Below are 13,537 nucleotides of genomic sequence, written 5' to 3'. Positions count from 1 at the left end.
GGGGGGCCGGCCGCTTTCGGTGATCTTGATCACAAAGCCGTTTCCCCGGACCCTGTTCGCCCATTCATCACCGCATGACAACCATTCCCGGCAGTCGCACCGTCACCACGGACGACCGAAGCGCCACCCGGGCACCGGACTCTCCTGCACCGGCCGCCGTCGCCGCTTCCACCGCCGTCACCGCTACCACCAGCGTCACCGTCACCCCCACTGCCACTGCCACTGCCACCACCGCCGAGCTCACCCGGCTGCTCTACGGCCCCGACCACGAGCGGGTCCACGGCCCCTGGCGGCGGTTGCTCGCCGACCCCCGGATGCGGACCGACCCCGGCGCCGCCACCGCGGACCGGATCGCCGCCAGCTACCGGCGGTTACGGCAGGTCAACCGGATGACCGACGCCACCGCACTGGCCACCGACCCGCGCGCGCTGGCCGCCCTGCACGAATGGCTGGGCCCGCTGGACGGCGCGCTGGTCGTCGTCGCCGGCATCCACTACAACCTCTTCCTCGGCAGCCTGCTCGACCACGACCCGCACGAGAAGCGGCCGTTGGACCCGTACCTCGCGATGGAACGGATCGGCACCTTCCTCTGCACCGAGCTCGGCCACGGCAACGACGCCACCGCGCTGCGGACCACCGCCGTCTACGACCGCACCGACCGCACCTTCACCCTGCACACGCCCGACGCGGGTGCGCAGAAGTTCATGCCGAACACCGGCCCCGCCGGCGGGCCGAAGTCCGCCGTGGTCGCCGCCCGCCTCCTGGTCGACGGCCGGGACCACGGGATCTTCCTCTTCCTCACCCCGCTCACCGACGAGGTCGGCCCGCTGCCCGGCGTCACCGTCCGCCCGCTGCCGCAGCGCCCCGGCAACCCGGTCGACCACTGCCTGACCTCCTTCGACGAGGTCGTCCTGCCCCACGAGGCGCTGCTGACCGGCGAACACGGCCGACTCGGGCCCGACGCCGGGTTCACCAGCTCCCTCGGCAGCAGGCGGAAACGGTTCCTCACCAGCATCGGCCGGGTCACCGCCGGCAAGCTCTGCATGAGCGCGGCGGCGGTCGGCTGCGCCCGCGCGGTGCTGACCGTGGCCGTCCGCTACGCCCACCACCGCGAGGTGACCGGGGCCCGGGCGGACCGCCGCATCCCGGTCTGGGCCCACCGCAGCCACCACGGCCCGCTGCTGGAGGCGGCCGCCACCACCTACGCGATGACCGCCCTGCACCGGGCCGCGGTCGAGCGCTGGACCAGCCGGGACGACACCGACCCGGGCGAGGTCGCCGCTGCCGAGCGGCTGGCCGCCGTCACCAAGGGCTGGACCACCTGGCAGGCCCGCAACCTGATCATCGAGTGCCGTGAACGCTGTGGCGCCCAGGGACTGCTCCCGGTCAACGGGATCTCCCCGCTCGCCATGGACATCGAGGGCACCATCACCGCCGAGGGCGACAACCTCGCGCTCTGGGCCAAGGCCGGCGCCGAGCTCCTGCTGGCCGAGTCCGCGCCGCCCGGGGCCGTCCCCGAAGGCGGCCCCGACGACCCGGCCGTGCTCCAGTCCCTGCTGCACGCGGCGGAGCACCTGCACCTGAGCCGTGCCCGCGTCCTGCTGCGGCAGGCGCCGTCCGGGGACGGCCTGCGCCGCTGGAACACCGCCTCACCCGCCGCGCTGGCCGCCGTCACCGCCCACGCCGAACGCTCCGCCGGCGCCGCCCTGCTGGCCCTCGCCGAGCAGGCCGCCGAGCCGCGGGCCCGCAGCCTGCTGCTCGACCTGTACCGGCTCTTCGCGCTGCGCCGGGTCAGTACGGAGAGCGGCCCTCTGCTGAGCGAGGGGTTCCTGACGGATCATCACGTGCGACTGCTCCCCGACCTGATCGAACAGGTCATCGGCCGACTGGCGGACCGGGGCCGACAGTTGGTGGACGCCTTCGACCTGCCGGAGGAATTCCTCGCCGGCCTCCCGATCGCCGGCCCCGACTACCAGCGCGCCTTCGACCACCCCGAGGCGCACTGGAACGCCACTGAGCCTGCCGTTCAACCGATCTGACCAGTCGACAGGCATTCGGGGTGCCCCCGCACCGGGTCCCGCCGGTCCGCCCCCACGGCGGATCGGCGGGACCGTCCACGGTCACTCCCGGTCGTGTCTCAGCCGCGCGCGGAGTTCACCACGGCCGGGGCGGCCGCGGCCGCCCGGTGCCGGCCTCACCGGCGACCGCCTCCTGCCCGGAGACCTCGGCAGCCCGCTCGGCATGCACGCCGTGGTCGGCCGGGCCGGCCTGCGTCGTCCACCGGGGGGTGGTGGCCGCCCCGCCCCGGCTCCCGGTCGGTACGCCCCGCACGGCCTCGTGCCCGAGGGGCACCGCCCGGGTGGCCTCCTGGGCCGCCGGCCGTCCCGCCTCGCCGCGCCACACCGCTCCCCGGGCGGCCTCGTACCCGGCGGACGTCCCCGGCCGAACCGGTACCGCCACCTCGGCGTCCCACACCGCGGGCGCCTCCCACTCCGCCGACGACTCCCACACCGCCGGCACCGCCCGCTCCACCGGAACCGCCCGCTCAGCAGGCACCACCCGCTCGGCAGGCATTGCCCGCTCCACCGGAACCGCCCGCTCGGCGGGCTGCCCCGGCCTCAGGTTGCGCATCGCCTTCTGCGGACCGGTCACCCCGCTGACGGGCTCGCGCCCCGCCAACACCTCCTGGAGGGCGACCGGTTCGACCGACGCCTTCTCGTCCGCCCGCCAACGGGCCGGCACGGCCCGGGTCGCCGCCTGTCCCAGCACCTGCCCCTGACCGCTCTTCCGGCGGATCGCGGGGACCTCCCCGGGACCGAGCTCGGACAGCGGAACCGGGACGCGCTCCCAGCCTTCCGGCACGGGCGGGAGCGACTGCCACGGGTCGTACGCCACGGCGGGCTCCCCGCCGGCAGCCGCCTGATCCGCACCCCGCCCGGAAGGAGCCGCCGGACCGCGCCCCCACCCGGCCGACGCCGTGCCGACGCTCTCCTGCCCGGCGCCGGGCCCGGCGCCGTGCGCACGGCCCTGCTCGACCCCGTGCCCGTCACCCCGCTCGCTGCCCTGCCCGCTACCGCGCCCGTCCTCACTCGCGGTCCGGTACCCCACCCGGTCGGTCCCCGCGAGCGTGGGCGTGCCCGGATAGGGGTCCGCGGAGGTGCGGACCACCGGGGTCGCCGCCGGGATCGGCGCCAAAGCAGGCTCCTCCAGCGGCGCAGCCGCGTCCAGGCAGACCAGCCGCAGCGTGAAGTTGCGCTCGGTCGGGTCGCCGTCGACCCAGTCCACGTCCTTGCTCCGCACCACCCGGGACCGCAGGCCGCCGTCCGACGCCTGCCACGGCCCGGGCAGCACCCGGACGTTGGGCCGCCACCCGAGGCCGGGGGCGTGGTGCTCCAGGTGCAGCTCCCACTCCTGCGCCGGGACCTCCAGCGACGCCCCCACCCGGCCCGGCAGCACCACCGCGCCGTACGGGGTGCGCACCACCGCCCGCTGGTCGAAGGCGGCGTCCTTGCCGATCACCGTGATCCGCCATGCTCCGTCCATCCGCAGCACGGGTGTCCTCCCCAGGTCGGTGGGTGCGGGACCGGCCGACCCCGCACCTCGCTCGACGGCTCGCCGGACGCCGGTGGTTCACCGGACGAGACCGGGCCCTCGCACGTCCACCGGACGAGACCGGAGGCCCACCGGACAACAGCACCGGACGTCCGCGGCTTCACCGGGGCGCGACCGCGACGCCCGGGGGTTCAGGGCCGCCGCGGCCGACGAGCCCTCAGGCGGTGCGTCGGCGGTGTCAGGCGGTGCGTCGGCGGTGCTGGAGCCGGGCCGCGACCAGGACACCGCCGCCGAGCAGCAGGGCACCGCCGCCCACGCCCGCGATCAGCGCCGAACCGCCGCCGCCACCGGTGTGCGCGAGGTCCGTACCGACGGGCACCGCCGTGACGGACGGCGAGGCCGAGGGGCTCGGGGAGGCGGCGGGCGAGGACGACTGGGACGCCGTGGACGTCGGACGGTCGGACGGCTTGGTGCTGGGCGGCGGCGTGACGGGCCGGCTCGGCGTCCCGCTGGGCGTCGGGCTCGCCGACCCGCTGGGCGTCCGGCTCGGGGTCGGCGTCGCCGAGCCCGTCGGCGTGGGCGTGGGCGTGCGGCTCGGGGTCGTGCTGGGCGCCGGGGTGGTCGGGGCGGGGGTGGTCGGCGTGGCCGTCGGCGTGGGCGTGGGCGTGGTGGTCGGCGTCGGCGTGACGCAGAGCGGCACGTCCGCGATCCGCTTCTCCACCTGGGTGTCGGCCAGGCGGTAGCGCCAGGTGTCCCCCTGGCCGGTGTAGCCGACGGTGACCTTCACCGACCCGTGGGCGGCCACCGTGCCGTGGTACTTCTCGTCGCTGCCGACCCGGGTCAGCGTGTACTCCCCGGCGGCGCGGTAGTTGTTGCCCAGGACCAGCTCGACGTGGGCCGCGTCGGTGCGGCAACCGACGCTCAGCGAGGCGTCGGCCGGCTGCCAGGCCATCGCCGTCCCCGAACCCGCGGCGGCGAGGGCCGCGACGGCGCTTCCGGTCACCAGGGCCGCTCGAACGTGCTTCATCACTGATCTCCTTACGGGTCCCGCAGGACGTGTCGCCCTGGGCCGGCGGCCGCACGGCCCCCCTGTCGTCTACGGCGGCACGGCGGCCTCCGGTTCACCGCCCGGAGGTGGATCCGGGAGCCGCCGGGAAGCCCGGACAGGCCGCTGAACTGCGGCGCGTCGGCGATCCGTAGAGCGGAGTGGACCGTGTGACCGCAGCCCACGCCAGGAGGAGACCAATGACCGCCGGCCCCGACACCGCGTACCGCCCCGCACCGGCGGCGGCGCTCGACGCCTTCGGCACCGTCCTGCTGCCGCGGCTCGCCCCCGCCCCCTGCCCCGCCACCGCGTCGCCGGTACCGCTGCCCGCCGCGCACCCCGCGCCGCGGCCCACGCTCCCGCCGCACGCAGCGCGGTTCGCTCCCCCGCGACCCATGGTGCCCCCGCCCGTGCCGCAGTTCGCTCCCCCGCCCGCCCCGCGCCCCCTGCCGGAGCAGCGCCGCAGCGTGCTGGACGTGCTGCGCACCGGCGAGCGCCGCGGCCGCGAGCAGCTGCGGCTCATCCGCTCGCCGCTGCACGGCAGTTGCCGGATCGCCGTGATCAGCGCCACCGGCAACGTCGGCAAGACCTCACTGGTGCGCGCGCTGGGAGCGATGCTCGCCACCGAACGCGGCGAGCCGGTGGCCGCGGTGGACGCGGGGGCGCCGTACCCGAACTCGCCGGTCCGGCCGGCCGGTCCGCCGGCCCGGGTGGGCATCACCGAGCTCGCGGCGGCGCTGCGCGGCGGCGGCCCGGCGGCCGTCGACCCCCGGCCGTACCTCTCCCCGACCCCGAGCGGGCTGGCCGTCCTGGCCGGCCCGGCGTACCCCGCGGCGGGCCGGCCGCTCGACGAGGGCGACTACCGCGCCGTCCTGGCGGCGCTCGCCGAGCGGTACCCGCTCACGCTGACCGACGCGGGCGCGGGGCTGCTCGACGGCCCGATGCGCGGCGTGCTCGACCTGGCCGACCAGCTGGTCCTCGTCACCACGCCGAGCGTGGACGGCGCGGGCGGTGCCACCGCGGCCCTCGACCTGCTGCACGCCCACGGGTACGGGGAGCTGGCCGAACGCTCCGTCACCGCGATCTCGGCGGTCCGCGGCACCGGACGCCCGGTCCACCCGGCGGATCTGCGGGCGTACTTCGGCACCCGCTGCCGGGGCGTGGTGGAGGTGCCGTTCGACGAGCACCTCGCCGCTACCGCGGAGTCCGAGCCGGGTCGGCTCGGCCACCGCACCCGCCGGGCGGTCCGCGAGCTGGCCGCGCTGATCGGCGACGAGCTGTGGCGGGCGGGCCGACCCACCGGCTGGTGAACCCGCCGGCGGCCGATCCACACCTCGCCGCCCCGACCCGCCGACCGGTGAGCCCACCGACACCGCCCCCGCCGCCGCCGGCTGCCCCTCCCACCTGCCCCAGAACGCCCGCTCCCGGCCGGAGCTGCCCGAAAGACCCGCCCGCTCGGGCAGAAGACCGTGCCCCGACGTGCATACCTGGTATGCCCGGCCACTCACCCGCCGTCCCCTCCCGGACCCCTGCCGACCGGCGTCCGGCCCGGGCGACCCCCCGCCACCAGCGGCGTGGCCGCCCGCTCGGGCCGCCGTACCCGGCCCCGGCCAGCCGCTGAGCCCGGAGCCTCCGGGCCCCGCCGGCGCCCGACGGCCCGCCCCACCGGCCGTGGACACGGCACGAGCGCGTCAGGTAGACCTGTCCACCCGGCCTCCCCGGAGGCCGTCGGCGCCCGCAACCACCTGACCGCTCGCCAGTGAATCCCTCGCGAACGGCGGTCGTACGCCGGGCGCCGGAGCGCCGTTCGAGCCGCCGGTGACGGCCGGGGCCGGGATGCTTCGCCGACGTACCGCCGTCCGCCGGGCGGCCCGGACCGCTCGTCGGGCGTGGCTAGACTGCGGCCGAGATGTGGACGGAAAGCTGAGACGATCCGCTTCTACCTGGGGGGATCCGTGTTCATTCGACTGCTGGGGCCGGTGGAACTGCGGGCCGCCGACGGCCGCGCCGTCGAGCCGGCCGGCCCCAAGCGGTGCGCCGTCCTGGCCCTGCTGGCGCTCGAACTCGGCCGCACCGTCCCGGTCGAGCGGCTCTTCGAGCTGCTCTGGGGCGAGGCCCCGCCCGCCCGGGCCCGGGCCGCCGTACAGGGGCACATCGCCGCGCTGCGCAAGCAGATCGCCGACTCCCCCTTCACCCTGCTCACCCGCGCACCCGGCTACCGCCTCGACGGCCCGGCCGAGCTGGTCGACGCGCTGCTCTTCGAGCGGCTCACCGCGCTGGCCGCCGGGGAGTGCGCCCCTGGGGGCGACGAAGCCGCCGTCAAGCTGCTGCGCGAGGCCCTGGACCTCTGGCACGGCGGCACGGCCCTGGCCAACCTGCCCGAGACCGGTCTGCGGCACGCCGTCGCCGACCGGCTCGACCGGCGCCGCACCCGCGCACTGGAGTGCTGGGCCGAGCGCCTGCTGCGGCTCGGCCGGGGCGCCGATGCCGTCACCGACCTCGACCGCGCCGCCGAGGCCGACGGCCTCCACGAGCCGCTGGCCGCCCTGCTGGTCCGCTGCCTCCACCAGGCGGGCCGCTTCGCCGACGCGCTCACCGCCTACCACCGCACCCGGCGCCGGCTCGCCGAGGAGCTGGGCCTCGCGCCGGGCCGCGCCCTGCAGTCGGCCGTGGACGACATGCTCACCGCCGACCCGGAGCCGACCCCCGCCGCACCCGCTGCCCCCACCTCGCCGCCCGTACCGGTCGACCCGGTCGACCCGGTCGACCCGGTCGACCCGCCGGCCCCCCGCCCGGCCGTGAACCAGCTCCCCCGCGCGGCAGCACGGTTCGTCGGCCGCGCGGCCGAGCAGCGCCGGCTGGACGCCGAGTGCGCCGGACCGCACGGCGGCGGCAGCCTCGCCGTCGTGACCGGGCCGGCCGGCGCGGGAAAGACCGCGACCGTGGTCCAGTGGGCGCACACCGCGGCCGGCGCCTTCCCCGACGGCCTGCTCTTCGCCGACCTGAACGGCTTCGGCCCGGGCCACCGCACCGGCCCGGTCGAGGTGTTGGGCCGGTTCCTCCGCGCCCTCGGCGTGGAGGAGCGCGAGCTGCCGGAGGACCGCTACGCCCGGGCCGCGCTCTACCGGGCGCTGACCGGCCGGCGCCGGCTGCTGGTCGTCCTGGACAACGCCGGTGACGCCGAGGACCTCGCGGACCTGCTGCCGGCCGGGCCCGACTGCGCCACCGTGATCACCAGCCGCAGCTCCCTGGAGGACGTGGTGGTCACCGAGGGGGCCGCCCTGCTGCGGCTCGGCGCGCTGCCGGCCGAGGACGCGCTGGGCCTGCTGGAGCACCTGCTGACCCCGGCCCGGGTCCGGGCCGAGCCGGAGGCCTCGGCCAAGGTCGCCGAGCTCTGCGACCGCCTGCCGCTCGCGCTGCGGATCGCCGCGGCCCGGCTGGCCGCCCAGCCGGGCTGGGCGATCGCCGACCTCGTGCCCGAACTCGCCGACGAGCGCACCCGCCTGCAGACCCTGGACACCCAGGGCGCGATCAGCGTGCGCAGCGCGCTGGGCCTGACGGTCCGCCGGCTCTCGGCCACCGCCGTCCACCTGCTCGCCCTGCTCGCCGCGCACCCGGGCCCGGAGACCGACGCCCACGCGGCCGCCGCCCTGCTGGCCACCGACACCGCCGAGGCCCGGCGGGCACTCGGCTCGCTGGCCGCCCACCACCTGCTCACCGAGGACACCCCGGGCCGCTACCGCCGGCACGACCTGATCCGCCTCTACGGCGCCGAACTCCTCGACGAGCGGCCGGCGTCGGAGCGTGCCGACGCCACCCTGGCACTGGTGGACCACTTCCTGGCGGCCGCCGCGCACGGCGCGGGGCTGCTCCAGCCCGGCCTCGACCCGTTCGGTCCGCCGCCGCCGCCCGGTCCGGCCCGGCCGCGGCTGCCCGACGTGCGCGCCGCGCTGGACTGGTTCCGCGCCGAGGAGCCCACCATCCGCGGCCTGGTCACCTCGGCGGCCGACCTCGGCGACCACCGGCGCGCCTGGCGGCTGGCCTACCTGGCCAACTGCCTCTACTACGGCGCCGGCCGCCGGACGGACCGGCTGGCCTGCCTGCGCGCGGGGCTGGAGTCGGCCGTGCTGACCGGCGATCCGGCCGCCGTCGCCTCGATGGAGGCCTCCACGGCCCGCGCGCTGAGCGGCCTCGGGCGGGCCGAGGAGGCCCACCGGCTGGCCCTGCGAGCGGTCACCCGCACCGCGGACGCAGGGGGCGACGTCCATGTGCACGCCCTCACCGTGCTGGCGGTGGCCAGCGCGGCCCGCGGCGAGCACGCCGAGGCCGTCCGGCTGGGCGAGCGGGCGATCGCCCTGGCCGGCGCGCACGGCCTCGCGGAGCACGCGCCCTTCGCGTTCAGCAACACCGCCGCCCTGCACGGCTTCGCCGGGGACGCCGGGCAGGCCCTGCGCCGGGCCCGGGAGGCCCGGGCGCTGCTCGCGGAGCACCCGCAGGCGACGTACCACCTGTCCGCCATGGTCAACGAGGCGCACGCGCTCCAGCAGCTCCGCCGCCCGGCCGAGGCCGGACGGGCCTGGCGGGAGACCATGGAACGCTGTCGCGCCGCCGGCGCCGTCCATCTGGAGGCGGTGGCGGAGCGCCACTACGCCGACTTCCTGCTGGACGCCGACCGTCCGGTGGAGGCCGCCTCGTACCTGCGGTCCGCGCACTGCCTGTACGAGCGGCTCGGGGACGCCGGCGTCGCCCGGCAGCTGGAGCGCCGGCTGGCCACGCTGGCCGGCGCGGTCACCGTGGCGCCGTCCGCCCGGCGGGCGTTACCGGCCGCGCCCGGTGCCTGCCGGAGCCGGCCGCACGACCGCGGCAGCCCGTGCGGAGGGGCCCCGCGGCACCCGGAGGCCGGGGTGCGCCGGAGCACGGTGACGGTCCGGCGGGCCTGCCGGTCCGGCGACCACCACCGGGCCGCCGCCCGGCCGGGCCGGGTCTAGGACGGCCCGGGTCTAGGACGGCCCGGGTCTAGGACGGCCCGGTCTAGGACGGCCCGGTCTAGGACGGCCCGGGTCTAGGACGCCCCGGCGTCCCCGGCCAGCTCGGCGATCAGCTCCTGCACGCCGTCCTCGCCGAACCGGTGCAGCAGCATCGCCACCCACTCCACCACCTCGGCCCGCTCCAGCGGCGCCCACCCGGGCGCGGACGGGTGCTCGTCGACCACCAGCGCCTCGGCGACCAGGCGCAGCCCGTCCGGCACCGGCAGCAGCCGTGAGCCGTCCAGTCCGCGCAGGGCGAGCCGTCGGGCCGCCGCCGCGACCTCCGCGCCGCCGGCCGGCGGCGCCGGTAGCCCGTGGCCGCACCCCGCTTCGCCCGTCGGCGCCTCCTCCCGGGGCTCCGCGGCCAACCAGGAGGCGATCAGCTCCCGGATCTCCGGCTCGTCCGCCATCTCCACCATGCCAGCAAGCATGCCAGCGCCTCGCTCGGTCATCATCACCGTCATGTGCACGAGAACGGCTGCCACCCCGTGCAGCGTTCAACTACGTCCGCGACCTGCGCCGGGACCACCTCGCCCGCCCCCGGCGCCGTGGCGGACCGACCGTCGGCCACCCCGCCCGGGCGGCGGTGGTCCGTACACACCCCGTCACCCGCCCGGGTCGTTCCGCGCGCCCCGGCGGGAGCGCCGCTACGCGCCGACCGTTCCGTCGATCGCCTCGCGCAGGAAGTCGGCGTGCCCGTTGTGCCGGGCGTACTCGTGGATCAGGTGCAGCATCACCAGTCGCAGCGACACGTCCGCGCCCCACTTCGGCATGTAGCCCGTGACGTCCAGCGACTCCGCCTCCCGCTCGATCCGCCGGGCGTGCTCGACCTCCGCCGTCCAGGCCGCGAACGCCTCGCCGCGGTCGGCGGCGGCCGCGTCGTACGCCACCTGGAAGTCGCCCTCCGGGGACCAGACGAGCGGGACGTCCTCCCGGCCGATCACCCGGCGGAACCACGTCCTCTCCACCTCGGCCATGTGCCGCACCAGCCCGAGCAGGCTCAGCGTGGACGGCGGGCTCGACAGCTGCTTCAACTGCTCCTCGGTCAGCCCCTCGCACTTCATCGCCAGGGTCGCCCGGTGGTAGTCCAGGAAGGCGCGCAGCATCTCGCGCTCGCCCCCGGTCAGCGGCGGAGCGACCCGTGCGTCGGCCGTCCCGGTGGTCGCGGTCGTCGCGGTCGTCGCGGTCGTCTCGGTCATCTCGGTCTCCCGGTCGGGTGGGTGCGGGCACCCCGGCCGGGCACCGCTCCCATCCCAGGCCCATCCCGGCCCCGCTGTCCACCCGATATTCCCGTCCGCCCCGCGCCGCGGGCCCGGCCCCGTCAACACGCCGTCACTCGCCGTACCTCCCAGGCCTCATTCGTCACGGTCCGCGTTCGGACGCCGACCGGTTTGGGTACGTACCTCGGCGCGCCCGAGGTCCGGGCGCCCGCCTCACGAGGAAGCCGAGCAGCGATGGACCAGAACCGCATTCCCGCGACCGTCCGACGGACGTACGGCGTCGACGACCTGAGTCAGGCCCCCAGCTTCGCGGGCGGATTCATCAACTTCGGCGACTGGAGCGGCATCGACACCGACGCGCCCACCCCGGAGGACCGCATCCGCAGCCAGGAGGAGCTGTACCGCCGGGTGCTGCGCACGTTCCCGGCCCCCACCGAGCGGCTGCGGCTGGCCGAGGTGGGCTGCGGCCGGGGCCTCGGCGCGGCCCTCGCGCTCTGCGAGTTCCGCTTCGCCGCGGTGACGGGCGTCGACATCCACCCGGACCAGGTCGAGCGCGCCCGCGCGGTCAACGCCCGCGCGCTGGCGACGTTCCCGGACCGCCTCGCCTACAGCCTGGGCGCGGCGGACGACCTGCCCTTCCCGGACTCCGCCCTGGACGGCCTCTACTCCGTGGAGGCGGCCCAGCACTTCCGTGAACTGACCGGCTTCGCCCGCGAGTCGGCCCGGGTGCTGCGCCCCGGCGGCCGACTGGCCGTGACGACCTTCTTCAGCTCCGGCCCGGAGGTCGCCGAGCGGCTGAGCATCCTGCTCGGCAGCTTCGCCGACGGCCTGGACGTCGCCCACCCGCTCACCGCCTTCACCGACGACCTCACCGCCGCCGGCTTCACCGACGTCACCGCCGAGTCGATCGGCACCGCCGTCTGGCCCGGCCTGGACCGCTACCTGAAGGACACCGTGCCGCCCGGCCACTGGACCCGCAACTTCCTCGCCGCCTGGCAGAGCGGCCTGCTCGACTACCACCTCGTCACCGCCACCCGCGTCTGACCGCACCGCACCGGGCGGCGCCCCCGGCCGAAATCCGAGGCTCGACGTGACCATGACGGTGCGCCACACTCTTCCCTTGGCAACACACGCGCTCCCACCGCACCGACCGCCCCATGCCGAGGAGGCGACGCAGCCGCACCGCGCCGCTTCCACCACCGCACATCGGAGAGCACACGGTGACCACGAGTCAGCAACTGGAGATCGACTTCTCGTCCGGCAGATCCGGCACGGGACCGGCCACCTGGGGCCAGCAGGCCATCTGGGACGCCGTGGGCCGGCTGGCTCCGGCCGACGCGCCGCGCTACAACATCACGGCCTCCGCCCCGCTGGACCCGGGCCTGCCGGTGGCGGCCGTGCTGGGCGCCCTGGAGGGCCTGCTCCAGCTGCACGACTCGCTGCGCACCCGGCTCGTCGAGGACGACCGGGGGCGGCTGCGGCAGATCGTCGACCCGGCCGGCCGGCTGACCGTGCACACCCGCCGGTGCGACGGCGACGCGGCCGACCTCGCCGCGGTCGGCGCCGCCCTGCACGAGGAGTTGGCGGCGCTGCCCTTCGACTGCACCGCGCAGTGGCCGATACGCGTCGGCCTGGTCGAGACGGCCGGGCTGGTCCGGCACATGGCGCTCGTCCTCTCCCACACGGCGCTGGACGGCGCGGGCATGGGCCTGCTGGTGCTGGACCTCAGCGAGCTGGCGCAGGGCGCCTCGGTGGAAGCCATCAGCACCCTCCGCGGCGCCCAGCAGCCGCTCGAGGAGGCGGAGTTCCAGACCTCCGCGCGCGGTCTGCGGCGCGATGTGAACGCCCGCGCCCATGTGGTGCGCAAGCTACGGTTGGGCCCGCCGCGGCTCTTCCCGCCCGCCGCGACCGACGCGCCGGAGCCCTTCCCGAACGCCGTGCTCAGCTCCCCGGCGCTGCTCCGGGCGGTCGACACGGTCGCGGCCGGCCACCGGGCGAGCACTTCCTCGGTGCTGCTCGCCGCGGTGGCGGTGATGACCGCGCGGCTCTCCGGCTCTCCGGACGCGGTGCTCCAGGTGATCGTCAACAACCGGTTCCTGCCCGGGCTGGCCTCCGCGGTGAGCCCGGTGGCCGGCGACGGCCTGTTCCATCTGCCGGACGCGGACCGCGAGTTCGGCGACGCCGTCCGCCGCACCCATGCCGCCTCGATCGCCACCTACCGGCACGCCTACTACAACAAGCGCCTGCTGGACGAGGAGATCGCCCGGCTGACCGCCGAGCACGGCCCGCTCGCCGACCGCTCCTGCGTCTTCAACGACACCCGCGACCTGCTCCCGTCGATGCTCGCCGAGCCCGACACCGAGTCCGAGCTCGACCCCGGGCCCGGCCCCGACCCCGACCCCGGAGCAGGGGCGGCCGACGCCGGCACCACCCTCACCTGGCCGGTCGAGTTCCCGCCGCGCCCCGGCCTCTCCTACGCCCTGGACGCGCTCCAGACCCCGGGCGCCCTCCAGCTCGCGATGACGGCGGACAGCTCGGTGCTCCCCCGCCCGGCGATGGAGCGGTTCCTCTACGGCGTCGAGGCTCTGATCCTCAGCGAGGCCCGGGCGCTGGCCCCGGCCCTGGCCGTGCCCGCCTCCTGACCACCCGCGCCGCCGCCGCGCGCGGGGGCCCGGCCGACCGCTCCACCGGTC

9 protein-coding genes are annotated in these 13,537 nt (G+C 76.9%); 5 read left to right on the top strand and 4 right to left on the bottom strand.

The window, feature by feature from the left end; all coding sequences use genetic code 11:
* Positions 1-74 precede the first annotated feature (74 nt).
* Positions 75-2,039 (top strand): acyl-CoA dehydrogenase, encoded by a 1,965-nt coding sequence (locus ACFWA9_RS34225; RefSeq protein WP_380392588.1) that lies wholly within the window; start codon positions 75-77, stop codon positions 2,037-2,039.
* A gap of 115 nt (positions 2,040-2,154) precedes the next feature.
* Here ACFWA9_RS34225 and ACFWA9_RS34220 read toward each other — a convergent pair whose 3' ends face one another.
* Positions 2,155-3,552 (bottom strand): hypothetical protein, encoded by a 1,398-nt coding sequence (locus ACFWA9_RS34220; RefSeq protein WP_380392587.1) that lies wholly within the window; start codon positions 3,550-3,552, stop codon positions 2,155-2,157.
* Between the two features lie 238 nt (positions 3,553-3,790).
* Complete coding sequence (locus ACFWA9_RS34215) at positions 3,791-4,579, bottom strand: hypothetical protein (RefSeq protein ID WP_380392584.1); 789 nt, start codon at positions 4,577-4,579, stop codon at positions 3,791-3,793.
* 218 nt (positions 4,580-4,797) lie between these two features.
* Here ACFWA9_RS34215 and ACFWA9_RS34210 point away from each other — a divergent pair, with 218 nt between their 5' ends.
* Both ACFWA9_RS34210 and ACFWA9_RS34205 read left to right on the top strand, forming a co-directional pair.
* Complete coding sequence (locus ACFWA9_RS34210) at positions 4,798-5,907, top strand: hypothetical protein (RefSeq protein ID WP_380392581.1); 1,110 nt, start codon at positions 4,798-4,800, stop codon at positions 5,905-5,907.
* 645 nt (positions 5,908-6,552) lie between these two features.
* A complete protein-coding gene (locus tag ACFWA9_RS34205) occupies positions 6,553-9,585 on the top strand; it encodes a BTAD domain-containing putative transcriptional regulator (RefSeq protein WP_380392578.1) in 3,033 nt (1,010 codons plus the stop codon).
* A gap of 74 nt (positions 9,586-9,659) precedes the next feature.
* Here the strand turns inward: ACFWA9_RS34205 and ACFWA9_RS34200 are convergent, their stop codons facing one another.
* Both ACFWA9_RS34200 and ACFWA9_RS34195 read right to left on the bottom strand, forming a co-directional pair.
* Complete coding sequence (locus ACFWA9_RS34200) at positions 9,660-10,043, bottom strand: hypothetical protein (protein WP_380392576.1); 384 nt, start codon at positions 10,041-10,043, stop codon at positions 9,660-9,662.
* 228 nt (positions 10,044-10,271) lie between these two features.
* Positions 10,272-10,823: a DinB family protein gene (locus tag ACFWA9_RS34195; RefSeq protein ID WP_380392573.1), complete on the bottom strand. Its 552-nt coding sequence runs from the start codon at positions 10,821-10,823 to the stop codon at positions 10,272-10,274.
* 255 nt (positions 10,824-11,078) lie between these two features.
* Here ACFWA9_RS34195 and ACFWA9_RS34190 point away from each other — a divergent pair, with 255 nt between their 5' ends.
* Together ACFWA9_RS34190 and ACFWA9_RS34185 are read left to right on the top strand one after the other, a co-directional pair.
* Positions 11,079-11,888 (top strand): class I SAM-dependent methyltransferase, encoded by an 810-nt coding sequence (locus ACFWA9_RS34190; RefSeq protein ID WP_380392570.1) that lies wholly within the window; start codon positions 11,079-11,081, stop codon positions 11,886-11,888.
* A gap of 176 nt (positions 11,889-12,064) precedes the next feature.
* Complete coding sequence (locus ACFWA9_RS34185) at positions 12,065-13,486, top strand: condensation domain-containing protein (protein ID WP_380392567.1); 1,422 nt, start codon at positions 12,065-12,067, stop codon at positions 13,484-13,486.
* Positions 13,487-13,537 lie beyond the last annotated feature (51 nt).

The organism is Kitasatospora sp. NPDC059973 (assembly GCF_042737525.1).
GTDB lineage: Bacteria > Actinomycetota > Actinomycetes > Streptomycetales > Streptomycetaceae > Kitasatospora.
This window is presented reverse-complemented; position numbering and strand designations above follow the sequence as displayed.